The 25,725-nt window shown below is 34.5% G+C and carries 15 protein-coding genes; 6 read left to right on the top strand and 9 right to left on the bottom strand.

The features are described from left to right. Nucleotides 1-792, top strand: a complete 792-nt coding sequence (locus MY04_RS10890) for a DUF4249 family protein (protein ID WP_066209600.1) — start codon at nucleotides 1-3, stop codon at nucleotides 790-792. A 90-nt stretch (nucleotides 793-882) separates the two neighbouring features. Here the strand turns inward: MY04_RS10890 and MY04_RS10885 are convergent, their stop codons facing one another. The 6 genes from MY04_RS10885 to MY04_RS10860 all read right to left on the bottom strand — a co-directional run bounded on the left by MY04_RS10885 (nucleotide 883) and on the right by MY04_RS10860 (nucleotide 6,513). Beyond that, the gene (locus tag MY04_RS10885; RefSeq protein WP_066209598.1) at nucleotides 883-1,599 is read right to left on the bottom strand and encodes a pirin family protein; all 717 of its coding nucleotides are present in this window, start codon (nucleotides 1,597-1,599) and stop codon (nucleotides 883-885) included. Nucleotides 1,600-1,708: 109 nt separating this feature from the next. Continuing rightward, entirely contained in the window at nucleotides 1,709-2,566 is an 858-nt protein-coding gene (locus MY04_RS10880) for a helix-turn-helix domain-containing protein (RefSeq protein WP_066209596.1), read from the bottom strand. A 54-nt stretch (nucleotides 2,567-2,620) separates the two neighbouring features. Further along, nucleotides 2,621-3,733 carry an ATP-binding protein gene (locus tag MY04_RS10875; protein WP_066209594.1) on the bottom strand — a complete coding sequence of 371 codons (1,113 nt, stop codon included), beginning with the start codon at nucleotides 3,731-3,733 and terminating at the stop codon, nucleotides 2,621-2,623. 153 nt (nucleotides 3,734-3,886) lie between these two features. Further along, nucleotides 3,887-5,041: a sensor histidine kinase gene (locus tag MY04_RS10870; RefSeq protein WP_066209592.1), complete on the bottom strand. Its 1,155-nt coding sequence runs from the start codon at nucleotides 5,039-5,041 to the stop codon at nucleotides 3,887-3,889. Continuing rightward, the gene (locus MY04_RS10865; protein ID WP_066209590.1) at nucleotides 5,019-5,396 is read right to left on the bottom strand and encodes a response regulator; all 378 of its coding nucleotides are present in this window, start codon (nucleotides 5,394-5,396) and stop codon (nucleotides 5,019-5,021) included. Before MY04_RS10865 ends, MY04_RS10870 begins: the two co-directional genes overlap by 23 nt. Beyond that, the gene (locus tag MY04_RS10860) at nucleotides 5,374-6,513 is read right to left on the bottom strand and encodes an ATP-binding protein (protein WP_084005839.1); all 1,140 of its coding nucleotides are present in this window, start codon (nucleotides 6,511-6,513) and stop codon (nucleotides 5,374-5,376) included. Before MY04_RS10860 ends, MY04_RS10865 begins: the two co-directional genes overlap by 23 nt. A gap of 655 nt (nucleotides 6,514-7,168) precedes the next feature. Between MY04_RS10860 and MY04_RS10855 the strand changes: the two genes are divergently transcribed. The 4 genes from MY04_RS10855 to MY04_RS10840 all read left to right on the top strand — a co-directional run bounded on the left by MY04_RS10855 (nucleotide 7,169) and on the right by MY04_RS10840 (nucleotide 17,995). After that, on the top strand, nucleotides 7,169-14,683 hold the full coding sequence (locus MY04_RS10855; protein ID WP_158297657.1) for a S8 family serine peptidase: 7,515 nt from the start codon (nucleotides 7,169-7,171) through the stop codon (nucleotides 14,681-14,683). 173 nt (nucleotides 14,684-14,856) lie between these two features. Further along, nucleotides 14,857-15,567 carry a Crp/Fnr family transcriptional regulator gene (locus MY04_RS10850; protein WP_066209583.1) on the top strand — a complete coding sequence of 237 codons (711 nt, stop codon included), beginning with the start codon at nucleotides 14,857-14,859 and terminating at the stop codon, nucleotides 15,565-15,567. 137 nt (nucleotides 15,568-15,704) lie between these two features. Then, nucleotides 15,705-16,379 carry a helix-turn-helix domain-containing protein gene (locus MY04_RS10845; RefSeq protein ID WP_066209581.1) on the top strand — a complete coding sequence of 225 codons (675 nt, stop codon included), beginning with the start codon at nucleotides 15,705-15,707 and terminating at the stop codon, nucleotides 16,377-16,379. 215 nt (nucleotides 16,380-16,594) lie between these two features. Then, a complete protein-coding gene (locus MY04_RS10840; RefSeq protein WP_066209578.1) occupies nucleotides 16,595-17,995 on the top strand; it encodes an MFS transporter in 1,401 nt (466 codons plus the stop codon). Nucleotides 17,996-18,648: 653 nt separating this feature from the next. On the opposite strand, the gene MY04_RS10835 is transcribed toward MY04_RS10840, so the two are convergent. Beyond that, the gene (locus MY04_RS10835) at nucleotides 18,649-20,127 is read right to left on the bottom strand and encodes a Do family serine endopeptidase (protein ID WP_066209577.1); all 1,479 of its coding nucleotides are present in this window, start codon (nucleotides 20,125-20,127) and stop codon (nucleotides 18,649-18,651) included. Nucleotides 20,128-20,703: 576 nt separating this feature from the next. On the opposite strand from MY04_RS10835, the gene MY04_RS10830 reads away from it, so the two are divergent. After that, nucleotides 20,704-21,033, top strand: a complete 330-nt coding sequence (locus tag MY04_RS10830; protein ID WP_066209573.1) for a thioredoxin family protein — start codon at nucleotides 20,704-20,706, stop codon at nucleotides 21,031-21,033. A gap of 157 nt (nucleotides 21,034-21,190) precedes the next feature. Here MY04_RS10830 and MY04_RS10825 read toward each other — a convergent pair whose 3' ends face one another. Beyond that, nucleotides 21,191-21,475 (bottom strand): hypothetical protein, encoded by a 285-nt coding sequence (locus MY04_RS10825; protein ID WP_066209571.1) that lies wholly within the window; start codon nucleotides 21,473-21,475, stop codon nucleotides 21,191-21,193. A gap of 90 nt (nucleotides 21,476-21,565) precedes the next feature. Beyond that, on the bottom strand, nucleotides 21,566-25,579 hold the full coding sequence (locus MY04_RS10820) for an AAA domain-containing protein (protein ID WP_066209570.1): 4,014 nt from the start codon (nucleotides 25,577-25,579) through the stop codon (nucleotides 21,566-21,568). Between the last annotated feature and the right edge of the window lie 146 nt (nucleotides 25,580-25,725).

Genomic DNA, 25,725 nt, shown 5'->3' with positions numbered 1-25,725 from the left:
ATGAAATATTATATATATATCACATTTTTTGTCCTCCTATTTTCTTGTACACCAACAGACGAGGATGTAAATATTTTGGATACACCAATTGTAGAAAGCTATCTACATCCAAATCAATTTGCAGAGGTCTTAGTGAAAAATCAAATAGATTATCTTAATGGAGATTCTACCTATACTTATGTTGATGGTCTTTCCATTCAGATTTCTAATGGTGAAAAAATATATGATTTGGACAATATAGGAAACGGTCAATATCAAAATAAAGAGTTGATCATAACAGAAGGAGAGGAGTATCAATTAAGCTTTAACTATCGAGATGCGCTTGTTTATTCTGAAACCTATATTCCATCCTCACCTCAAAATTTTGAACTTTCCAGTACCTACATTCAAGCATTTAAGCCAAGCGGAGGTTTTCCTGGAAGCATTCCAGAACCGGTATTGATTTCTTTTGAGAATGCTAATGCGGAGTATCATTATATAGGAATTAAATGTATTGAGGAGAATCCAAGAGTAATTCAAGATTTAGACGAAGATGAAGATTGGCCTCCATTGTCGTTTCATTTAGCTCCAACAAAAGGAGAAGAGGAACGACTTACCCCAATACAGTTTCATTATTATGGAGACCACGAGGTGATACTATATAAAGTCACCGCCGAGTTCGCTGCACTTTTCGAGAATAGTGATAACAGTTCGATTAATATCACAGATCCTCCAACCAATTTAGAAAACGCCTTTGGAATATTCTCAGGGATCAATTCTGACACTTTATCCCTAAGGGTAATTTCCTTATAAAACAGTTATAATGAAGAGAGTAGTATAATAGATTGAAGAAAAGAAAACCCACCGATTTTTGATTGGTGGGTTTCTTGATTATACTATAGTTTAATTCAAATTCATCGGGACTTCCATAAAGAGTACTTTTGCTCCTTTTTTAGCCGATAAGCTGATGTTATCAGTTTCCCAAATACCCAAACCATCTCTTTTGTTAAGGGTTTGATCTTCAATGGATACATCGCCTTCTAAAACAAAAGCATACACTCCATTATTAGCATCTTTTAATTGATAATTCAACTCTGTGTCATTATCAAAAGTACCTAGATGAAACCATGCATTCTGATGAATCCAAACTCCTGCATCATCCGCATTCGGAGATAGTATCTGATTTAATTGATTCGGTTCAGATAAATCAGCAATTGTTTTCTGATCATATCGAGGTTCAACAGAACGCTCATTCGGGATCACCCAAATCTGTAAAAACTGAACTTCTTTATCGGTATTCGGATTGTATTCGCTATGGAAAATACCTGTACCGGCACTCATCACCTGAATATCTCCTTCCTTAATCACTTTTTTATTGCCCATGCTATCTTCATGTTCCAAATCGCCATAAAGTGGAATAGAAATGATCTCCATATTATCGTGAGGGTGACGTCCAAAACCTTGTCCTGCAGCCACACGGTCGTCGTTTAAAACTCTCAACACGCCAAAGTTCATACGTTCTGGGTTATGGTAAGTAGAAAAGCTAAATGAATGATGAGAATCTAACCAACCATGATTTACATGCCCTCTTGAATCTGATGTGTGTTTTACCGTTTTCATAGTATATAAAGTTTAAGTGTGATCTTTTGATTTGATGTAATACAAAGGTCACTAAAAACGATACACAAGAAAATATTAGAATCAGACAAAGGCTTATGAAAATCCGAGATCAGCTATCTGATTTAAATTGAGAGGGGCTCATTCCTACACATTTTTTAAAGAAAGCACTAAAGTTAGCAGGTTCGGAGAAACCTAATTCAAAGGCAATTTCTTTATTAGTAAGTTCGGAAAAGTAAAGTAAGCGTTTTGCAGCGATAGTAATCCTACTTTGAATATGTTCTTTAGCCGATTTACCACTTTGCATTTTCACCACCTTATTAAGATGATCCGGTGTGATGTGAAGCAATTCTGCATAAAAAGACGTATGATGTTCTTTCTTATAGTGTTCCTCAATTAATCCCTTAAACTGTTTAAGCAAACTATTGCTACTAGAAATATCATCTGATGATAAATTGCATGAGTTGGTACATAAAATGAGAATATATTTTAGCAGTGCACCTATAGCTTCTAACTCATAAGACATACCCGATCGATGAATTGAAAAGATCTTTTCTATGGTTTGTCTGATTTCCTCGAATTGTATATCAGAAGGCTTTAAAGGAGGCGAATCTTCAAAATCGTTGAAGAGATTGAGGTCTTCAATAAATGATGTAGAAATATTGTTGTACGCCAAAAAATCAGCAGAAAATACCAAAGCATAACCATACGATTTTTTCTCTTCAATAATCTGATGTACTTGGCCAGGGGAAATAAAAAACAAAGATTTATCTTCTAAAGGATAGAAATTGAAATCTATCTTATGAGTCCCCTTGGCTTTCTCAGTAAATACTAACGTATAGAAATCGTGTCGATGAGGTTCATCTACCTTTCCGCCTCTTTTATCGTAAATGTCTTGCATTTTAGAGACACTAAAAGTGATTTTACTATCAAGCTTATTGACATTTCTATACGTTTTTACTGCTTCCATTTCTGTGTTAAACGATTGATACCACTAATATATCACCTAAGCAGTAAAGATGTTTTATAAACTTTTAGAAATAGTGAAATGAAAAGTACTTCCAAAGCCAATTTCACTGTCTACCCAAATATTTCCATGGTGTAGATTCACAATTTTTCGACAATGTGCTAATCCGATACCATGACCAGGATACTCTGATTTTGTGTGTAAACGAGTAAAGATTTTAAAAATTCCCTGAGTATATTCTTTAGAAATACCTATTCCATTATCTCTTACAGAAAAATGATAAAAATCGTCCAGTTCTTTCGCTTCAATTTCAATGAAAGGGTCAGCGTTTTCTTTTTGAAATTTGATAGCGTTGTTTATCAAATTCTGGAATAATAAACGGATGAGTGTGTGAAAACCTTTGACGGTAGGAAGTACAGAATGATCAATCTTGACATCTTTCTCATTAATTATAGATTGGAAGTCAGCTTTAATTTCTGCAATAATTTGATTACAATCCACAGGAATTAACTGATCATCCTTGTTTAATCTTGAATACTCCAATAACCCTTGAATTATCCCTTGCATACTATCTGCTCTAGAGCTAATGTATTCAAGATATTGTTTGGAGTTATCAGTGAGTTGATTTTGATCCTCGTACTGAAATAAGCTGATTAAACTTTGTATCGTTTTTAAAGGTTCCTGTAAATCATGAGAAGCGATGTATAAAAACTCCTCCAACTCTTTTTGTTTATCTCTAAGGAAAGTATCATTTTTTTGAATCTCTTTTTCCAAGGTAAGCACATCGCTAATATCTCTCCAAGAAGAATTACTACAAACGATCTCACCTTTTTCATTGGTAAGACAATGTACATTTAAAAGAACGGTTAAGGTATGTCCCTTTGCATCAAGAATTTGTAGTCTTTCATTTTCAATGACACTACCTTTTTTGAAGGATTTAAAAATATTAGAAGCTTTATCTTTTGAATTCGGGTGATAGAGATCTAAGACATGGGTTCCTATAATATCTTCTTTAGATTTTCCGAGTTTCTCTTCAGTGGTTTTATTACACATGATGACCTTACCTGTAGAAGGATCTACAGAAACGTGCATATCAGGAGAAGTTTCATAAAGGTGTAAGTACACATCATCCTTTTTAGAAAAATCATTAGGATTAGAGTTAGTAAACATATTTTAGTTAGTGAAATGCTGGTTAAATGAAAGTTAAAATACTTTTTAATATATAGATTTAAATGATATAATTTTGTTAAATAGGAAAATAGATGGGTTTTGATGTGCTTTTGAAGTGTAAATCAAATTATTTATTGTGGCTAACTGTACGTTTTATACTTTTATTGTAAAGAAAACTGAAGTACCGATACCTACCTCTGACTCTAACCAAATTTTACCTTGATGCAGTTCTACGATTTTTTTACAAAAGGCTAACCCAATGCCTGCCCCGGAGTTTTCGTGTCTTAATTTTTGAAATAAAAGGAATATTCTATCAATATGATCTTTTCCTATTCCCCCTCCATTATCTGTAATTTTAAAGGTCCAGTAATTATCCTTTTTGACAGCATTTATATTTATTTTAGGAGATCTATTTTTACTTCTAAAAAATATTGAATTTAGGATAAGGTTATGGAATACTAGCTTTAATTGTAAATCGAAAGCAATTAATACTGGTAGATTATCATAGGAAATTTTTGTATTTGTCTCCTCAATTAATTCTTTATTTTCAAAGGTTAATTGGTCCACGATTACTTGAACATTAGTTATGGTTTTTTTGTCTTCAGAACCAATTAGTGAGTAATCGAGTAGGGACTTTATTAATCCACTCATTTTTTTTCTAGATGCATCAATGTATTCAATATATTGCATCCCTTGTTTCCCTAAGTCTATGGTAAATTCTTCTTTTAAAAGGTCAGTAAAAATTTGTAGGGATTGTAGTGGTTCTTGTAGGTCATGAGAAGCAACGTATGCAAAACGTTCTAACTCTTGATTTTTTTGTTCTAACTCCAAATTTTGCTTTTTCGTTAGTTCAGCCTCTTTAATTTTTGTGATATCAATGTGACTGCCAATCATTCTTAAAGGGTTTCCTTCTTCATCCCATTCAATAACTTTTCCCCTACAAAATACCCAAACAATAGAGCCATCTTTATGAAAATATCTTACTTCATTATCATAGGGAAACTTACCTTTTGAAGACACATGTTTGTTGAAGACTTCAAAAACACCAGGAAGATCTTCGGGATGTATAATCTTTTGCCAACTATCTGGATGATTTTCAATTTCATGATCTTCATAACCGAACATTTTTTTAAAAGTAGGGCTCATGTACTCATAATTATCTTTGATGTGCCAATCCCAAAAACCAGCCATAGTACCTTCAAGAATATTACTTAAAATAACCTGATAATCAGTTGAATTTTGAGTACTTTCCTCAAAGTACGTCCTTAGAGAGTCATTTATTTCATTATGAACAAATAATTTTTTCAATTTTTTCTTTGTTTAATGGTTTGGTCAAGAAGTCATTGACTAGTGGATTTGCTTCTGCCTTCTTTCTATCGTGTGGGTTCAAAGAAGTAGTAAGCATGATGATCAAAGTATCTGCTTTTTTTGAATCAGGAACTTTTTTATAGTTTTCTAAAAACTCCCAACCATTCATCTCTGGCATATTTACATCTAAAAAGATATAATCAATTCTTTCTTCTTCTTCATTTTTAAGAAAGGTCAATGCTTCTTCTGCATTTTCAATTTTTATTACTACTGGGTTATCTAGTACTTTTTTAAGCATTTTTTCATTGTAGTAATTGGTAGGATAATCGTCATCAATTAATAAGATTCGTTTCATCAGTTTTATGTTTTGGTAGTGTGAAATAGAAGGAGCTCCCTTCGTGAAGTATAGATTCAACCCAAATTTTTCCTCCGTGTAAATCAATTATTTTTTTACAATGAGCAAGCCCAATACCGTAACCGTCGTATTGTGATTTACTATTTAATCGTTTAAAAAATTTGAATATTTCGGATGTTTTATCATCAGGAATACCTATTCCATTATCTTTTATACTGAAGAGTATATCATTTTCATTTATAGAATAATTTATTTCAATAATGGGCTGTTTAGATTTTTTACTAAACTTAACGGCGTTGTTGATTAAGTTTTGAAAAAGTAATCTTAAGGAAATTGGATCACCATAAACCTTTGGTAAAAAAGAAGTAATCAGTTCAACATTTTTCTCTTCAAAAAGCAAATGATAATCAGAAGTGATATCAGCAATCAATTTATTACAATCAATATTAGACCTTTCCACTCCTTTACCAATGCGAGAGTAATCAAGTAAGCCTTTAATGATGTTTTTCATATTTTGAGAGCCTTTCTCGATGAATTCGAGGTATGTTTTAGCTTCCTCATCGAGTTGCTCTCCATATTCCATATCAAGTAACTCAATAAAACTTGAAATAGTACGTAAAGGTTCTTGTAAATCGTGAGAAGCGATATAGACAAACTCTTCTAATTCTTTGTTTTTAGATTGAATGGCCTCATCATTTTTCTTCACTATTTTTTCTAAAGCCACAATATCTGATATATCTCTCCAACAAGAATTACTTAGAATAATTTTACCACGCTCATCTTTGATACTCTGAACATTCAAAAGCACAGGTATTTTTTTGCCATTATTGGCGATCAAGTCTAATCTTTCATTTTCAATTTTCTGACCTTCAACAAATTTTTGAAATACCTTTTTAGCCAATTCAATAGAATCGGGATGATACATCTCCATAATGGGAGAACCTATAATTTGTTCCTTACATTTTCCAACTTTCTCGGTTAAGGTAATATTACACATAAGCACTTTTCCTGTATTGGGATCTACAGAAACGTACATATCGGGTGAAGAATCATAAAGTTGATGATAAATTTGATTTTTATCATTTAGTAACTGAGTAATAGCAGTAGGATTCATCATAAGCTTTTAGGGTTTCCTTATCTAATTTATATCAAAATCTTTATTTTTTAATGTTGAAATTAATTATTACCAAACTATTCTTTAAATATTTCAAACCATTACTTTATTAACCATCGAACTATAAATAAGGATTTTCCTATTGGTTTTAACACTACCAATTTTATTGTTTTCTTTTGAATTAGAACATTACTAAAAATCTTATAAAATATTTGAGTTAATAATTTTTTTGAATTCAATGAATGATGTGTTAGTTGATGTTTAGGGTTTTAACTATCTGTTTTAAAGTGTTTTATAAATTCTGTACATTGTTATATAGGTGTATGCTTTGTTATTTTAATTTAGTATACAAAATACTTTTTTATCTCTTTTTTATATACATATTCGCTCAAGCCTAAACATATTGGTGCTTGTATATTTTTTTGATCGTCTTCCCAGAAGGGGAAATTACCAATTCATTTTAATTACGAATATTTTAAAAATATCTGTTCTCTTATGAATCAGTTATAACTTCAATAAAGACTTTTTACGATAAAACATCGTTCCATCAATCGGTAGAAAGGATACCGACATATTTACAATTGAACTGATTTGATGTAACTATCTTTTTTTTAACCAATTCTAGTATAATTATTATTTAAACTTTACTATGAACTACATGATGAAGACTGCTGTAGGCGTCTTTTCTATGTTGGCAGTTTCTGCCGGTATAGAAGTGTCGGCACAGTCTACCCCTCAACCTGTGGTATACCAAAACGGTATGGCCAAGGGTGTTGTTCGCGTGAAATTCGCAGAGGATGTGTCACCTCAACTTCAATCTTTCGGAGCGAATAGTAACGGAATCTCTACTTTAGGGATCTCAACTTTTGATGTTACAGCTAAACGTTTTAATGCATCAAATATGAGAAGAGTATTCCCATACAATCCTAAAACAGAACACAAGCTTATCAAACATGGTTTGCACTTATGGTATGAAATGGAAGTTGATTCTGAGTCAGATTTAAGAGCGGTAACTAATGCATTTGCTTCTATTCAAGAAGTTGAATTTGCAGAGCCAATGTTAGAAAAGAAGCTTGTTGATGGTGATTATTCGGCAAGAACCATCACTTTCGAAGAGGCAAAGGCAATGACTACTCAACAGTCGACTTCTGATTTTAATGATCCAATGTTGGACAAACAATGGCATTATAACAATACACAGCAAAGAGCAGGTTGGGTAGAAGGTGCAGATATTCGTTTATTTGATGCTTGGGAAAAAACAACGGGTTCGTCTAATGTTGTAGTTGCTGTACATGATGAAGGTATCGATGTGGAGCACGAGGACCTTGTGTCAAACATGTGGATAAATGAAGGGGAAATACCAGGTAATGGTATAGACGACGATGGTAACGGATACGTAGATGACGTATATGGTTATTCGTTCTCTAATAGAACGGGAGATATTCCTGCTCAAGTTCACGGTACTCACGTAGGTGGTACAGTTGCAGCTACTAGTAATAATGGTATAGGTGTTGCCGGTGTCGCAGGTGGTGATGGATCTGGAAATGGAGCTCGATTAATGACACTTCAAATCTTAGGCGGACAGTATGGAGATGTTGCTCCCTCATATGTTTATGCTGCAGATAACGGAGCCGTTATTTCTCAAAACTCATGGGGATATACTTCACCTGGTACATATGAACAAGTAGTGCTTGATGCCATTGATTATTTCATTGAAGAAGCAGGTGATTTTGAAGGATCTCCAATGAAAGGAGGTATTGTTATTTTTGCGGCAGGTAATGATGATTATGATGGTCCAATGTGGCCTGGTTACTATGAAAAAACACTTACTGTAGCCGCTACAGGTCCAACATGGGAAAAAGCCTGGTACTCTAACTATGGTGATTGGATTCATATTTCAGCACCTGGTGGAGATAGAACTTTTGGAGGAGAAGAAGCTATTGTTTTGAGTACTTTACCTTCGAATGGTTACGGTTATTTGGATGGAACATCAATGGCTTGTCCACACGTTTCTGGTGTTGCAGCTTTAGTAGTTTCACATTTGGGAGGACCGTCTTATACGGCTGATATACTTTGGAACCAATTAATTAATTCAACTAATGATATTGAACAATATAACGAGAGTTATGTTGGGAAATTAGGATATGGCCAAATTGATGCAGCAAAAGCTTTAATCAAAAATGAAGGTATTGGTCCTGAAGCAATTGTCGATTTAATGTCTGATGCAGCATCAGATAATTTTATCTCTTTAAAATGGAGTACTCCTAATGATGAAGACGATGGTTACCCTGCATCTTATGTCATTTACTACTCTGAAGAAGAGATTACTGCTGATAATTATATGTCAGCAATGACATCTACTCAAAGAGCGGAAAATGTACCATCAAATACTTCAGAAATAGATGGTTTAGAAGCCAATAAAATGTATTACTTCATGATCAAATCATTTGATAGGTGGGGTAATGAATCTGGGTTATCTAATATCATTTCAGCTTCAACAAATAACGGTCCTACAGTAGTGATTCCATCTATATCAGTTGATTTTATGTTAGAAGGGACTAACCTTATGGAAACACAAACAGTAATGATGAACAACGAAGGTGAAGGCCTTTTACGTTGGGAATCATCTGTAAATCAAGGTACTTATTTCTATGATTGGCAATCGTATACTACTTTCCCTCAAGTAGGTAATCCATCTCAAAGAGTGGCCAATGTAAGAACGGTAACAGCACCTTCTATTCAGAAATTCTCAATGGAAGAAGATGAGTTAGCTGAGTATGAAAATTCTCAATATACTTACTCTAATTGGTTCCATCCAATATACAATATTGGTGAAGAAGATCTTTCTTTATCGAATACATCAGCAGTAGCTTATTTAATTGGTCAGAAAGAAGGCTTTAACTTAACTGATGCTGAAATTTTTATCAACGAGTTAACTGTTGGTCCAGTGGAGGTTGAAGTATATCAAGGACCCAATTTATCTACAGCTAAATTAGTAACATCAGCTACTATTGATTGGGGTCTTGATTACCAAAAAACACATTATGTTCAATTTGATCAACAAGTATTCTTCCCTCAAAATAGTGTTGTTTGGCTGTTAGTAAAAACAAAAGCTGGTAATAAATATCCATTGTCAATGTCAATGGCAGCAAATGGTTTAGAAGATGTTGCAGATATGTATCAGTGGATGAGTTTTGATGAAGGAGATACTTGGGTGCCTTTACATACAGCAATTGAAGCAACAGGCTATGCTTTTACTCAATCACTTGTTTCTAAAAATGCTTCTTTAGGTGAAGTTGTGAAAATTTCGCCAATGTCAGGTGAAGTTGCTCCAGGTGAGTCTGTAGAAGTTACTGTAGATGCTGATGCCATGGGATTGATCAATGGTGATTATAAATTCTATTCAAACATCGAGTCAAACGATAGAGAAAACGAAAGATATACTTTACCAGTGAACGTTAAAGTTAGAGGTAGACTTCCTGAAATAAAATCTATGGCAATCGTAGAATTTGGAAGTGTAATTTTAGGTTTTGAGAAAGAAGTATCGGTTGACTTATCAAACTATGGTTACGGTAATTTTGGTGTGAGTTCTATTGATATTTCTGATCCTCAATTTACAGTATCTAGCCAACCTTACACTATTAATGCAAGATCTAGAAGTGAGTTGATTTTAAACTTTAAGCCTACAATGGCAGGTAATGCTAATGCAGAAGTTAAGATTACTTCAAGTACTGGAATTGAACATACTTTCTCTTTATTTGCAATGGTAGGCGAACCTGCTGAAATAGAAGTTGCTCCACTTGAGCAAACTATTGCAATGGCCAAGGGTGACGGTGGAAACGGTGAAGTGACAATAACAAATAATGGTGCATACCCTCTTACTTATGTGATGCCAACTTATTCTGATAACATTCCAGAAGGAACGCATAAGTTTGGTTACTCTTGGACGAAGTTTGAAGATATAGATGCATCTAATTTTGTATCTATTAAAGAGGCTGATGGAGCTTTTAACATAGCTCAGAAGTTTGTTGATGATCCTAGTAAAAACTGGGAAATGATCAAAATGAATTTTGATTTCCCATTCTATGGTGAGTATCAAAGTGAAATGTATGTTTCTCATGCCGGTGTTGTCGCTTTAGATAATACATCTAATTTCAACAGTTCGGCTAATATGGGGAATGAATATTTACCTTATGGTTTTATTTCAGCTTTGCATTTCTCAAATATTGACTTAGGTATTAGAGGTGGAATTTGGATCAAGCATTATGATGATAAAACGGTTGTTGAATACAACGATGTACAAATGTCATGGTGGCCTGGAGGAGCAACTTTCCAAATTGTTATGTTCGCCACAGGTGATATTGAAATTCTTTATAATGATATGTCACAAGTGGATTCATGGGATATTAATGGCATTTTCGTAGGTATCGAAGAGCCAGCAAAAGAAGATGGTGTTCTTGTTTATGAAAACAGATGGAGTGATCCTTTACCATCACTTTTTGAAAATCAAAATCAAAATGTGAGAGTAAGATTCTACTATCCAGGTTCTAAAATCATCACTAACCTATCATCTGCTGAAGGGGTTATTGGTGTAGGACAATCGGAAACAATCACTTTTGATATCGATGATTCACAATTAATTGAGGGGCAGAATGTTCAGAATATTGCCGTTGCTAGCAATGATCCTAATTTGCCAATTTCTCACTTTAAAGTGATTGTTGATGTAATGGGTGGTACAGCTGCTGATATCGAATTATCAACTACTGATGTTGATTATCAAGGTAAACTTTTGGGTGGTAATTACTTGCACTTATTAGCTTTATCAAATGTTGGAGACAAATCAACAGATATTGTTTCAGCATCACTTGCAGACGGTACCCATTTCTCCAATGACTTTGAGCAAATGACTTTAAATCCAAGAAGTGGTAGACAAATGAATGTATACTTTAATCCAACTATAGCGGGTGAGTTTACAGATGTCTTAACGTTAATGGATTCTGATGGAAAAGAGTATGTAATCAATCTAAAAGGTACAGGTCTTAATCCTCCAGCAATTGATCTTGATGTTACTCCCCATGTATATAACTTGAAACATGGCGAATCAACAGAATTTGAGATTACTGTTCACAATACGGATGGTTTGGTAGATTTAGATATCCTTCCTAGACACGCTTCTTGGTTATCTATTGTAGAAGATGAAGCTCAAGTAACCAATGTACCGGAGTTTGATTATACTTGGAGAACAAACCAAAAACAATTACAAGGTTTTGATGACCCTGAAGCACCATCTTTCGAGTGGTATGATATTATCTCAGAGGAAAATAGAATTACACACTTCGAAACGGAAGATGAGCATTGGTGGGAACAATATGATTTACCATGGCCAGTAAAATTCTATGGCAAAGAATATAATGAAATTTATGTTGCGTTTGCAGGAGTAGTAGCGTTATCTAAGCCACATAACTTGTACGACGGTATCTTTAATACAGACCTTCCTCTAGATGATGGTATCAACAATATCGCTTCTTCTATTTGGATGTTAGGAGCTACTAACCCAACGGATGCTTCTGAAATCAAAGGTATTTTCATGCATGCAGACGAAGAGAAAGTTGTGATCACTCACTCAAGATATCAACATAACTTTGCCTTCTTTGGTGGTTTTGTTACATGTCAGACTGTGTTCTTTAGAGACGGTACAGTGAAAATGCAGTACAAAGTGGAAAACCAGAATGGTGTAGACGGATGGTCGAACATGACAACAATTGGTCTTGAAAACGAAGATGGTACTTCAGCAGCTAAAGTTGCTTATGGAGCCGCTATTATCAAAGATCGTTTGGTTGTAGAATATGTACCAGCTCATAAAATGACAATTGCTGCAGGAGCATCAAAAACATTGAAATTCAAAGTGGATGCTTCTGAATTAATGGACGGTACTTACAATACCAACCTTACTTTCCAAAATATTACTCCAGGTAAGGAAGAAATTTCTATCCCTGTTCAAGTAAATGTAGAAGGTGAAGTCATATTCGGTGCTGATGATGTTGATTTTGGTGAAGTTGTCGCTGGAGCTGGAGTCACTAACACAGAATACTTCCAATTTAAAAATACAGGCTCTAAAGATGTTACTATCAATAGCTTTAAATTAAATGATGACACACAATCAGTTGTTGAATTGAAAGAGGTAGTGGATGGTTTCTGGGGTCCTGAAATTTATTGGACAGACATTAACATGTTATGGAACTTCCCAATGACTGTTCATCCTGGTGATGCGTTAGAATTTAGAGCGATGTTAACAGCGACAACTCCAGGTAACATCAATGATGTATTATCAGCTATTGATGTAGATGGAATGGAGCATAATGTAAACATTATTGCAAATGGTTATGAGCCATCTAAATTCTCTTGGGACGGGATGGATAAAGAATTCACTTCTTTAGATCCTCAATACAAAGATGAGTTTATGGTCACTGTTTCTAATGAAGGGGGGAAATCTATGTTAGATTATACCTTAGAGATTGATTTCAATAGAGACGGCTTTGAAATGGAGGCACCTGAAGGAGGAGACATCATGTCATTTGGTGCGACTTCTTCTACAATGCAAAGTTTCTCTACAATGTCAGTAACCAATGAAAACGATTTCCATTCAATTCTTAAGTACACTGATGAAGTTGTTCCTACTACTGCTGTAGGTTATGGTGGAGATGCAATGACAATAGCAACTGCATTTGTAGCTCCATCAGAAGGATTTAACTTATCTCATGTGGAAACATTCTACCGTCCATTTGGTAAGGATAACGGAAATATCAAAGTGAATATCTTAGCAGGTGGCTCTATTAATAGTGCAACTGAGGTCTATGAAAATGTTTTCCCAACGGAGACTTTGGGGACAGATTCAGAAGGAGATTATCAAGTATTTGATTTAGGAGAGGAGATTACATTCTTCCCTGGAGAGAAGTTCTTTGTAGTATTTACATATGATCAAGGTGTAGAATATCCTCAAGGTATTGTTGTTGAGGATCCAAATATTTCTTCTACGTTCTATATCTATACGGATGAAGGTTTCCTTGATATCACCACAGATGCTGCTTGGTCTGGTTTACGTTGGATGAATAGAGCAATGGCTAAGAACCCGATAAAAGGTACTTGGATAGAAATTGATTCAGAAGGAGGTCAATTGGATCTTAATGCAACTGCATCTTTTAAAGTATCATTGGATGCATCCTATGCTTTTAAAGCAGATAACTTTGCTTCTGTGAAAGCTTATACAAATGATCCATCTCAACCTGAGGTTGAATTCTTAGTAACGCTAAGAAAAAATGCTTCACCATCATTTATCCATCCAGTATCAACTATAGATATGGATGTATTGACTGAGCAAACAATTGAGTTTGAAGCTACAGATAGAGAAGATCATGCTATTGTTTATGGTATTGAGACTTCGTCTGATGCTATAACAGCAGAAGAAGTAGAAGGTAAATACCGTGTGACAATTGCTCCAAAATATTCTGATGGAGAAATGATTAAATTCTATGTAACAGCAACGGATGAGTTAGATGGCATATCAACACATGAAGTGATTGTTAATGTTAATCTTATCAACAGAGCTCCTATGTATATTGGTGAGGAAGTGATGGAAATGAAAGTTGGGGAAAACTTTACATATGCAACAGATGAGTTCTTTATGGATGAAGATGGAGATTTAATGACGTTTGAGATCGCAGCACAAAATCATGGTATTGCAGTAGCAACTATGGCAGGTGAAGATTTCTTTATGGCAGGTATTTCTATTGGAACTACAGAGGTCGCTGTAATGGCAACAGATGCTAATGGTGAGTCAACAATTCAAACTATTGAAGTAAATATTGTTGGTATTGAAGAAGAGGAAGATATTACTTCAATCGACCAAGATGTATTGGTATCAGAAGTGAAGAACTTCCCTAACCCAGTAATTACTGAGACAACTATCTCATTCCATCTTAAAGAACAAGGTGATGTGAGTATTGCAATTTACAATATGAATGGTGGTTTAGTTGAAAGACTTAATGCAGGTACATTATCTTCAGGTGTTCAAAATGTAGAATACAATGCAACAAAATTGAATACAGGAATGTATATCTACGCTATTATGGTAGACAATCAGTTTGTTGGTTATAACAAGTTAATTAAGCAATAATAATTAGCTAGAATATAAATAGTTTGGCCTCCTCACTTTGTGAGGGGGCCTTTTTATGGAATAACAATTTTGTTGAAAATCAGTTTCCTAAGAAATTATCTTATACAAAAAATAGGATTTAATAATCTATTTAAGTATAATTACGTAGAACTTACTTCGAAATTCGCTAACAAATGAATACTAAAGTTGACTGTATCTCTTGCACAAACTCTAATTGCATTATAAAACAAAACGCAATGGGAGAGGAAGCTGCTCCATTTTTAGAAAAAAAATTAAGCCTCAAAGCTAAGAAAGGTCAACCTTTCATCTTAGAAGGAGCACCTGTTCATGGGTTGTATTTTGTACAGCAAGGAAAAGTGAAAGTGGGAAAAACAGGAATAAATGGAAAAGAGCAAATTGTACGTCTTTGTCATGATGGAGAAATTATTGGTCACAGAGGCTTTGGAGTAGGTCAGTTTTATCATATTAGTGCGGTAGCTATAGAAGATGTGGTATTGTGTAATTTTTCTACAGATACCATTATGGAAATGCTGAAGAAAGTACCTTCCCTTTGTTATGCCATGATGTTATTTTATGCAGATGAGCTTAATCGATCTGAAAATAAAGTAAAGAAGATCGCTCAGATGACAGTAAGGGAGAAGGTTATTGATGCTATTTTGTATATCAATAGAAAATTTGGGCAAACAAAAAACTTATTAAACATCCAATTATCACGAAAGGAGATTGCCGACTTTGCAGGTACAACCGATGAGCAAGTGATTCGTGTAATTTCATCTCTTAAGAAAGAGAAAATTTTGATCGCTGAAGGGAAGAAAATTGGCATCATCAATTTAGAAAAATTGAAAAGAGAAATTGCTGAACATAACTTTTTCCTAGATAGTTAGTTTTCAGAGTGTTCGTGAAAAAAATAAAAAATGTAACAGCTATTCTATTGTAAACTGAATTTTTTTCATTAAAATGTGTTTTCAAATTCATACTCTAAAATGTGTTTTTTAACCTCACATAATAGCAAACAATACGTATGGCAATTTATACATATCTTCGTATTTCACCCGTTGCAACTGCAAAAATCCAACAACAAGCAAAAGCTAAGGGAAAACTTTTTATTGAAAAATGCCCTGTTACTCTTCCTTTTATAGAGCGTCCTAGAGCACAAGAATTATTAGAAATTCTTGGTGAAGATGATGTTTTAAACATTGGTGATATCGATAAACTAGGAGATAACCCTATAGATATACTTCAAGGCTTGGAGGCACTTTTAAAAACTAATGCTACTATTAATATTCAAAAATTTGATGTAGAAGAAGCACATGCTAATGCAGGTGTGAAAAGTGTCATTAGTGCAATAAAGACGTTATTGCATATGAAAGAATATCAAGTTCAGGAAAAAACTGTAGAGGGTATTGCAAGAGCAAAAGCAGAAGGTAAGTACAAAGGAGGGAAGAAAGGACGTAAGATGAATTTTGAACGTTGGTCGGAGAGAAACAAAGATGTAATCGAAGCTTTACAGTCAGGCTTAACTACTAAAGAAATATCAGAACTTACGGGTGTGGGTAAAACTCAAGTGTCTAGAGTTCGAAAAAGACTGAGAGAGTTTAATGCAGAACAACAACAAGAAACTCTTGAAATTCAAAATACATCTGCTGCAGATAATAATACTATTGAAGTTAATGAAGCTGTAATGGCTTCTATTTAAAGATATGCTATAAAATTAAGCGTATTATAATACGTTTGATCATAAGAATAAAGTTAGAGGTGAACTCATTAATTATTGAGCTCCCTCTTTTTTTTACGTAATTCTTAGCTATATCAATGAAATTACGTAAAAAATTACGTATAAATTTTCAAAATTAAGTATTAATACGTAGTATTGTCTTCGTAATACATCAGAAAACTAGGTAATACGTAAAAATGAAGTCAATCACATCAACAGAAAAGGCTACAAGAATTAACTTGTTAGACTTTAGCAGCATTCAAATGCGAACTTTTCACCTAAGCTGGATCGCATTCTTTTTATGTTTCTTCGGATGGTTCTCACATGCACCATTACTACATTCAACAATTGGTCCTGATTTGGACTTAACTAAAGATCAAAAAACACTAGCATTTATTGCTTCAGTTGGTGTTACGATTTTTGCTCGTTTGGGAATTGGTAACCTTTGTGATAAAATCGGTCCAAGAAAAAGTTATGTTTACCTATTAGTATTTGGTGCATTTGCAGTAGCAGGTTCATCTTTTGCAACTACTTGGGAAACGTATTTATTATCTCGTTTAGCTATTGGTGTAATTGGAGCCTCATTCGTCATTACACAGTACCATACTTCGGTAATGTTTGCTCCTAATGTAATTGGTATCGCCAATGCTACTACAGCAGGTTGGGGTAACTTAGGTGGTGGTGTTACAAACGCTACTATGCCATTAATTGCTTCTGGTGTTGTTGCTTTTGGTTTAGCCGAAGCGAATGAGTCTTGGAGAATTGCGATGTGGATTCCAGCTGCAATTATGTTATTCGTTGCTTTCTTATACTGGAAATATACGACTGATTGCCCTAAAGGAAATTATGAAGATCTTCCAAACGAAAGACCACAAGCAAAGAAAGGAGAGAAGAGTTTATTCTTATCTGCAGTGAATGATAGAAGAGTTTGGATCTTATTCTTGATGTATGCAGGATGTTTCGGTATGGAACTTTTTGTAACAGGTAAAGCCTCTACGTATTATCAAACAAAATTTAGTTTAAGTCAGGAAGCAGCAGGTGTGGTAGTATTGTTCTTCGGAGCAATGAACTTGTTTGCTCGTTCAACAGGTGGTTGGATTGCTGATAAATTCGCTAAAAACTCCGGTCTAAATGGTCGTGTAAAAATATTAGTATATGTTGTGGTTGCAGAGGGTATTGCCCTTCTATTGTTCTCACAAATGGACGTATTAGGATTTGCCATTGCAAGTATGGTATTCTTCTCATTATTCGTTCAAATGGCGGAAGGAGCAACTTACTCTGTAGTTCCATTTATTAATAGAAAAGCTTTAGGAGCTGTATCTGGTATTGTAGGTGCAGGTGGTAATGTAGGTGCAGTATTATATGCTCAGTACTTACTTAGAAGCGGATCTTCATTACAAGATGCATTCTTCGCCTTTGGTTTCGTTGTCGCAGCAGTAGGCTTCTTAGGTTTATTAGTGAAGTTCTCTCCAGAGGACGAAGCTGCTGCAGTTGCAGAACAAAAGAAATTAGAAGAATTCGAAGCTAAATTAAGAGCTGAAGAAAAAGAAAGAAATAGTTACAATGATAACGACGGAGCTCCTCAGGTAGCTATCTAGTATCATTAGAAATATTATATATCTAACAAACAAAAATTATTAGTGTTCCGAATTTTAGCACATCGGTGCAAATTAAATACTCTTATTATTCCAATAAATGGCAGCTTTTTTCTACTGGAGGAAAGCTGCTTTTTTTTTATGTTTATGTAGAAGATGAGGGATTATAAAACGATGAGTATAGTTACTAATCTCAAGCTATTCTGTGAAGAAGAAATCATATTTATTATTATGCTGGAAAGTAAAGAATAATAAACAGACAAGGAGGTGAATTTTGATAATTATAATTGCTCTGAATTAATTTTTAAAAATTGTCTGAGCATTGTTATATGAGTTAATAAAATAGTGTGTTTAAAAAAGTATAGACAAAAAAGAAGGGAACCCGCATCGCGAATACCCTTTCCCCATTACTTAAAGCAAACTATTGTATCTTATGTAATTAGTTAATTACCATTAAATTGATATTAACTGTTACGAATTTCTTTTTCTTGATCTTCAATTATACAAACGCTAATATAGGGGTAAATAGTTTCAATAATAAAGTTAACAAATGAAAATATGTAATTTTTTTTTCTAAATCTTGCTGGTTGAATTATAAATTACACGACATATACATATTAGCTCTGTATATATCGTGCAATTTAATAACTGTTTTGTTATAATCCAATTCCTACGTACTCTCTTTCGCCATTTGGATAAATTCCTTCAATTAAAATACCTCCTGACTTCCCTCTTAGGGCAACTCCAAGGTCATCTAACGAACGAACCGGTTCACGATCGACGTAAGTAATAATAAAACCTTCTTTTATTCCTGCATTATAAAGTTTACCATTAGGTACGAGCTTTGTTATAGCCAAACCACCTTTAATTCCTAATGCATTCGCTTGTTTATCAGAAATTGGTTGTACCTCTGCAGATAATGCTGCAATGGCTTCACTCGAATTTTTCGGTGCTTTTACAATATCTGTAGTATTCATTGTGTTTTTCAATTTCACCTCAAAATCTTTCAACTTACCTTTTCTGCTAACAGTTACATTTACTTGATCGCCAGGTCGTCTTCTTGCAATAATTTCTTGAAGTTCTGAAACTGTTTCAATTTCCTCTTCATTAATTTTTACAATGATGTCACCTGCCTCAATACCCGCTTCTTCAGCAGCTCCTTGTGGACTTACATCGACAACAGCAACACCAGCGATTTTATCAAGCCCAGCTTCGTCTGCGATTTTTTGATCTACATCCTGAATCTGAACTCCTATTAAAGCTCTTTGCACCGCACCGTATTCTCTAAGGTCATCCATTACCTTTTTAACCAATTCAGAAGGTACAGCAAAAGAATATCCTGTAAACGACCCTGTTTTAGAGGCAATAGCAGTATTGATACCAATCAATGCACCGTTTAAGTCAACTAATGCACCACCAGAGTTACCTGGGTTAACAGCAGCATCTGTTTGAATAAATGATTCGACAGATAAATTTGTTTTCGATCTTAATATATTAATGTTTCTCGCTTTAGCACTGACAATACCTGCAGTAACTGTAGAAGTAAGTTCGTAAGGGTTTCCCACGGCTAAAACCCATTCACCGACTTTAACATTGTCTGAATTTCCAAAAGCTAGAAAATCTAAATTGTTTTCTGGTTTAATTTTCAATAAAGCCAAATCTGTCGTTGGATCGGTGCCTACTAATTCTGCTGTATAAACATGCTTGTCTTCTAATACTACTTCAATTTTAGAAGCTCCTTCAATAACGTGGTTGTTTGTGGCAATATATCCATCAGCAGTGAGGATTACACCAGAACCAGATCCAAGTTGTCCTTCACCACTTCTAGGCTCTCCAAAGAAATCATGGAAGAAACGAGGCGTACTTCTAGAAGGCCTGTTAGAAAAATCAACATATGTTTTAATGTGAACTACAGCAGGAGTAGCTTTTTCTGCTGCTTTAATAAAATTCATTCCTTCAGGAACGACATAGTCTTTTCGGTCAACCGTATTTTCGTAATTCGTAAATGCTACACTCTTTTCAACTTCATTTTTCGTCTCTATTTGTTGAGGAGCGAAAAATGTTGTGTAAGCTCCAATCGTAATGACACCACCCAATACAGAAGCTGCCATCATTGATAAAAATTGTTTTCTCATGATAAGATAGTCTATAATCTCGTTTTTAATTTAACTAAAGTGATTCCGGTTTTGTTCATCACCTTATTGTACACTAGTATTCAGCATGTAAAACAAACTCCATACAAAAGTTATTACGTTAAAAGTTTTTATCAAGGTAATTGAATAAATGATAATAAATTTTAACATCCGCAATTTTACGAATTATCATATAAATATGGTGACAGGCATCAATTTTTAATTGTAAAAAATACCTCACATTTGTAATATCATAAGCGGATAAGTCAAATAAACCTTGCGTTTTGGGCTGCTTATGGTAATAATATACTTTTTTAAAAAGTATTGTTATAGAACTGAGAGTTTCTGTCCGAAAGGGCAGATCAATTTTCATAGTGTTTAAAGTTTGGGTGTAAATTGAAACAGGGCTCGTTTATTAGCGAGCCTTGTTTTTTTTATATTATTTAAGTTTTGTCAAATTGTCCTTTTCATTTATTGTCATTCTGACATAAAATAAGACAATTTAATCCTTTATATTTGTGATAATAGTTTTTGTACTGATTTTGAGATAAATAATGTACAAAAAGGTATTTTATAAAAATGTTTACGTTACCAACCAAATTGATTCAGCTTAGAAATAATAATCACTTGAGAGAAATCCTTGATAACAACCCAAAAGTGATTTTAGATTTTTCTACCGATTGGTGTCCTCCTTGCCGGGTAATGGAAGGAACAATTGCGAACCTTACTTTCGAATTAGAAGGAAAGGCTATCGTAGTTAAAGTAGATCCAGAAAAGTTTAAGGATATTGCCGATCAATATAAGATTAAGGGTATTCCCTATTTTGTAGGTGTAATAGATAATATAGAGTCGGGTAGGGCACATGGAATTGTACCTATTCAACAATTAAAAAATATGATCAATGAATAAATATTTTAACAAGCTCTTAACATGGCTAGAAAAGCTTTATTCTCAAAAACGTACACAAAATAACGGTTGTTGTACGGCTTCGATCAAGCGTTTTGAAAACGACAAAAAGTACAATTAACAAAAAAGGATTCTCAAATAAATTGGGAATCCTTTTTTGTTACTGTGCTACTTTCAAAAGATATCTACTCGATATCAAATGTCCACATTCAGTCATGTGGTAATTCACTTTCGCTTTATATTCTTGTTTCCCCTTAATATGAGGATCCGTTTTTACTACTATATGTGTGTTTTTAGGTAAGTGACCTACTTTTTTCATCTTACCATCAATCACCTTGTAGATGGGTGCTTTACCCTTGATCTTCACCTGATGCTCATCTTCTGCAAAAGCAGTGAATCCGATCAATAATGAAGTCAATACCATTAGTAAAATCTTTTTTATCATAGGGTAAATAGGTTTTATTTCAGATTAAAAATACGTTGAATATCCAACAATAGATACATAAACTCTATTCCTTAACTTGGTTTTAACAATCTACATAAAACGTTCATTCTCTAGATTATCTATAAATTCGCCAACATATTTTTTAAACTTCTTCTGATTCTTCCATAAGTTTCGGCTATAGAAACGACCAAAGTTCCATCCTTTCTTTTTCAGTTCAATAGGAAAATAGCCGTGTGCTTCTTTTGTAGAAATAAACTGATGATAATTTTCGTCGTCTGTCATCAATAAGCCTATTGGTGTCTCTTTTTCCATCACGGTTAAAGCAGAGAAAGGCATCATTTCTACCGTATCTGTTTGATGTACGATTTCTTCTTTGAGCGTTTTACCATACTTCCATTGATCGTCTACATAGCTCGAAGGCTGATATCCTTTATCTCCTACTTCAAAAGCAAAATGTAAGAATTCTTTTAGCATTTTTGGACCTTCGTTTTTCGTTTCCTCCGTCTTTAACTGATGTGCCATGATACTACTAAAAACATATTCTTTCTTTCTGGCTCTAGTAATTGCCACATTTAGACGTCGTTCTCCACCTTCTTGGTTCAATACTCCAAACTGTAAATTCAACTTGCCTTTATCATTAGGAGCATAAGTCACAGAAATTAATATATGATCTCTCTCGTCTCCCTGAATGTTTTCTATATTTTTTACGATCATATCTTTTGGCCAATTGACGTTGATACGATCCATAATTTCTTGAATAAGCTCTTGCTGTTTGTGGTTAAAAGTGATAATGCCAATACTCTTCTCTCCATCGTCCACAAGTTTTTTGGCTTTCTTTACCACTGCTACAGCCTCTTCTTGATTCACTCCTTTTTTCCATTCTCCATTTTCTACATGATGGAATGAAATGCCGGTGTCATGTTTATCCATCTTGTCGAAATAAGGAATAAATCGAAGTTTATTTTTATAGAAATAACGATTGGAGAAATCAATTAAATCGAAAGATTCGCTTCTGTAGTGTCCCATTAGATAATGTTCGGATAAGAATTGTTTTCCTAAATCTAAAAGGGAATCGACTTCCAAAGCAGGATCTAAATCGAAATCATCATCTTCTTCCCATCTTGGCTTGTATAAATCAAATGGTGGAAGTTGTTGTGAATCTCCCAAAATGGCCACTTGAGTTCCGCGGTACATGGCAGGAATTCCTTTTTCTGCAAAACATTGGGAAGCTTCATCAAAGATCACTAAATCGAAAAATGGAATTAAAGGGAAAATAGCAGATGCTGCTTCTGGCGATGTTAACCAACACGGCAATAAATCCAAAATCTCATCTTGGAACTTATGGAATGTTTTGCGGAGCGGCCAAATCGCTCGCTTTTTATTTACTTGATGATATAGATCGCGATAAGTGACACGATTATTCAATCGATTATATTCTACTTTATCGTAAGTACGTTCTTTAAGACGAACCAAAGTCATATCATTGGCAATGGATCTTTTTTCAAGAATTGCTTCCTGAAGATTTTCCTCTAATTGTTCCAAAGCACCGTTGGAAACAATACGCAATACTGGGTGTTTGGTCTCAATATGGTACAACCAACTGATGTTGACACTGTTATCGAAATATGCAAGAACCTCTTCAATTGGGTATTTGTGCATGCCGTCCATGTGTCCATCAATCAAACGGAGGGCAGCCCATTCGTGGGGTTGGAAAGATTCTTTTAAAGCATCAAAGCGACAAATCTCGTCGAAATCCTCTTCTAAAGTTTCTTTCATTTTATCGATATCAACTTTATCATTTAAGATGTCTTCAATCTCTAAATGAGAGAGGTATTTTTCCCAATGCTGTCTTACCGGGATAATCCTATTGATGGTTTTGAAAAGGATATCAATTTTTGTCCAAAGCTCGTCGTAACTAAAATTATACAACTCAATAAATTGTACGCTAGAACGAAGAGAGACATATATTTTTCTTGCTTCGATGGCATTTAATCCCGCTTTAAACCACTCTTCCCAAGCTTCTGCTTCTAATTCTTCTGGGAACTCCCTTAACCACTGATACTTCTTCATATCATTTTTCTGATGGGTTAAGTTCATTCTATTCTCCAAACGTTCTCTTAATTGTTGAAGACCTTTTACGGTATTTGGAAGCTGATTTTTTTGAAGTAGTTCAAGGACAAATTTCTTGTGTTTCGAGAACTGCCATTTTACGATCAATAACGGATTTGAACGATTACCAATGGCATCGTTTACCCATTGAATTACATCTCCTAATTCCTGATCTTTTAAAGTTTTTTCGATCTGCGTTCCTTTATGTGAGAAAGAAGACATACAGCCTCTTTGATGATTACTCCAATCTTGAATCGTCGGCACTCGACCTCTTTTTTTGATCATGGCATTGAACATTTTATATACTAAAGGATCGGAGATCATTTGCATAAATTTGTTCACCTGTTCTTCTTGTTTAGAGATCCAAAGGCATTCATCAAATGAGAGTTTTACTTGGATATTCTCTTCAATTTTTTCGACTATTTCGTCCCTAAATGGAATAATTTCATCGAGAATTTCCATCATATCTGTTAAAGCGTTTCCTTCAAAATGATTGAAAGGAATACGATCTTTCCAGGTATAATCTTCGTGGTCTAGCTTACTGCCAAACTTTAAGTAAGTTTTTAATCGCTTTTTATATTCACCTACTTTTTCCAACTCAAATTGTTGATAACAACCCTTGAGGTGAGTGTGAGGTGCTTTAAGATCACACCTTAAATAAAGTTCTTTGGCTGAAACACCACATTCTTGGGTGTCAAAAAGTGCTGCTCTAAATTCGTCTAATTGGGTTAAGGCACTATCAATTTGTTTGGAGCGAAGAGCAAAATTCCTTTCCAATTGCATTGCCCCAAGACTATTATTGTCCTCTTTAAATTTATCTAAAGCATCAATTTGGTCTTTCATTTTCTGATAGATGTACCCTCTATCATAACGATGATCGTGCACCATCGCACAGAAAGTTCCTAATTGAATTTGTTTCATTCTTTTGTATACCACATCCAGGGCGGCACGTTTTTGAGAAATTACCAAAACGTTTTTACCTCTCGTAGTGAAATCGGCAATTAGGTTACAAATTAATTGTGATTTACCACTACCCGGAGGGCCTTGTACCACCACAGAGTGCCCCGCTTTTATTTCCTTGACTACTTTTTCTTGAGAAGCGTCCATTGGATAAGGAGAAAGCAACTCTTCTTCTTGATGTGCCTTTCCTCCAAAAGTCTCCGACAATCCCAATTCATCTAAATGATCTTCGGAGTTTCCAAAGAACTCCTCCAAATCTTTGATGGCGTAATTTTCTAATAGATTGTCATAATCGGGCATCAAATAGCTATCTGATTGAGGAAATATCCCGATGAGAGCTTCTGAGAAGATTTTCATCTGACCTTCACCGTAGGTATCGGTAAAGTGTGCTTTCCTCAAATGCTCAAACTCTTTGATAAACTCTCCAAAAGTATCTTGGTTGAAATTAAGTTCAAGATTCGAGTCTTCTAGCGTATGATATAATTTCACTAAAAACTCTTGAGGATCTTTAGGGAATTCCTCAAACGTCATCTCTAAGAAATCATCAGAGAAACGCACATTGTTGTGATGTGAGATGGCTAAAAGAAGCGTTTTATTGAAAGTAACCTCGGTATCTTCTCTTAATTGAAGGATCCAATTGTTATTATCTACCACTAAACGGATAGGAAAAAATAGAAGTGGTCCTCTTAAATTTCCGCCAGTCATTAAACGACCATGAACGAATGGATAGCCTAAGAATAAATCGTGTCGACCACCTTCTTCGAGGACAAACTTGGCCGTTTTGCCCACCTTACGCAACTGTGCACTTGCTTTATTGGCTTGGGCGTCCCGACTATCTGCCACTGGACATATAGGAATGTTTTTCTTTCCACGAATTAATTGTTGAATAATTTCAATGGAAGGAATATTTAATAAATGATCCAAGTGAGCAAGATCTACATACTGACCTGTATATGCTTTTGGCAAATACAAAGATTTATTTCTAGCAGATAGATTAGCCAATCTTTTTTGATAGGTCTTTAAGGTCTTTTGCACAGTTTACTTCTATTTTATTGGTTCAATTAAGAATCTTATCAACAGAGAGGAATAAATTCAATACTCAGTTTTAAAAAAATGCAAATTAAATAGGGGAATAAGTCAACACTTACCACCTTTGCAGAATCAGATTCATATTTGATATT

Source organism: Flammeovirga sp. MY04, from assembly GCF_001682195.2.
In the GTDB taxonomy this organism is placed as follows: Bacteria; Bacteroidota; Bacteroidia; order Cytophagales; family Flammeovirgaceae; genus Flammeovirga; species Flammeovirga yaeyamensis.
Note: the sequence above shows the minus strand (reverse complement) of the source record. Positions and strands in the feature narration are given on the sequence as shown.

Excerpts from the sequence above, each read along its gene's own strand:
- MY04_RS10890 (WP_066209600.1), top strand. The coding sequence starts at position 1 with ATGAAATATTATATATATATCACATTTTTTGTCCTCCTATTTTCTTGT.
- MY04_RS10885 (WP_066209598.1), bottom strand. The coding sequence starts at position 1,599 with ATGAAAACGGTAAAACACACATCAGATTCAAGAGGGCATGTAAATCAT.
- MY04_RS10880 (WP_066209596.1), bottom strand. The coding sequence starts at position 2,566 with ATGGAAGCAGTAAAAACGTATAGAAATGTCAATAAGCTTGATAGTAAA.
- MY04_RS10875 (WP_066209594.1), bottom strand. The coding sequence starts at position 3,733 with ATGTTTACTAACTCTAATCCTAATGATTTTTCTAAAAAGGATGATGTG.
- MY04_RS10865 (WP_066209590.1), bottom strand. The coding sequence starts at position 5,396 with ATGAAACGAATCTTATTAATTGATGACGATTATCCTACCAATTACTAC.
- MY04_RS10860 (WP_084005839.1), bottom strand. The coding sequence starts at position 6,513 with ATGATGAATCCTACTGCTATTACTCAGTTACTAAATGATAAAAATCAA.
- MY04_RS10855 (WP_158297657.1), top strand. The coding sequence starts at position 7,169 with ATGATGAAGACTGCTGTAGGCGTCTTTTCTATGTTGGCAGTTTCTGCC.
- MY04_RS10850 (WP_066209583.1), top strand. The coding sequence starts at position 14,857 with ATGAATACTAAAGTTGACTGTATCTCTTGCACAAACTCTAATTGCATT.
- MY04_RS10845 (WP_066209581.1), top strand. The coding sequence starts at position 15,705 with ATGGCAATTTATACATATCTTCGTATTTCACCCGTTGCAACTGCAAAA.
- MY04_RS10840 (WP_066209578.1), top strand. The coding sequence starts at position 16,595 with ATGAAGTCAATCACATCAACAGAAAAGGCTACAAGAATTAACTTGTTA.
- MY04_RS10835 (WP_066209577.1), bottom strand. The coding sequence starts at position 20,127 with ATGAGAAAACAATTTTTATCAATGATGGCAGCTTCTGTATTGGGTGGT.
- MY04_RS10830 (WP_066209573.1), top strand. The coding sequence starts at position 20,704 with ATGTTTACGTTACCAACCAAATTGATTCAGCTTAGAAATAATAATCAC.
- MY04_RS10825 (WP_066209571.1), bottom strand. The coding sequence starts at position 21,475 with ATGATAAAAAAGATTTTACTAATGGTATTGACTTCATTATTGATCGGA.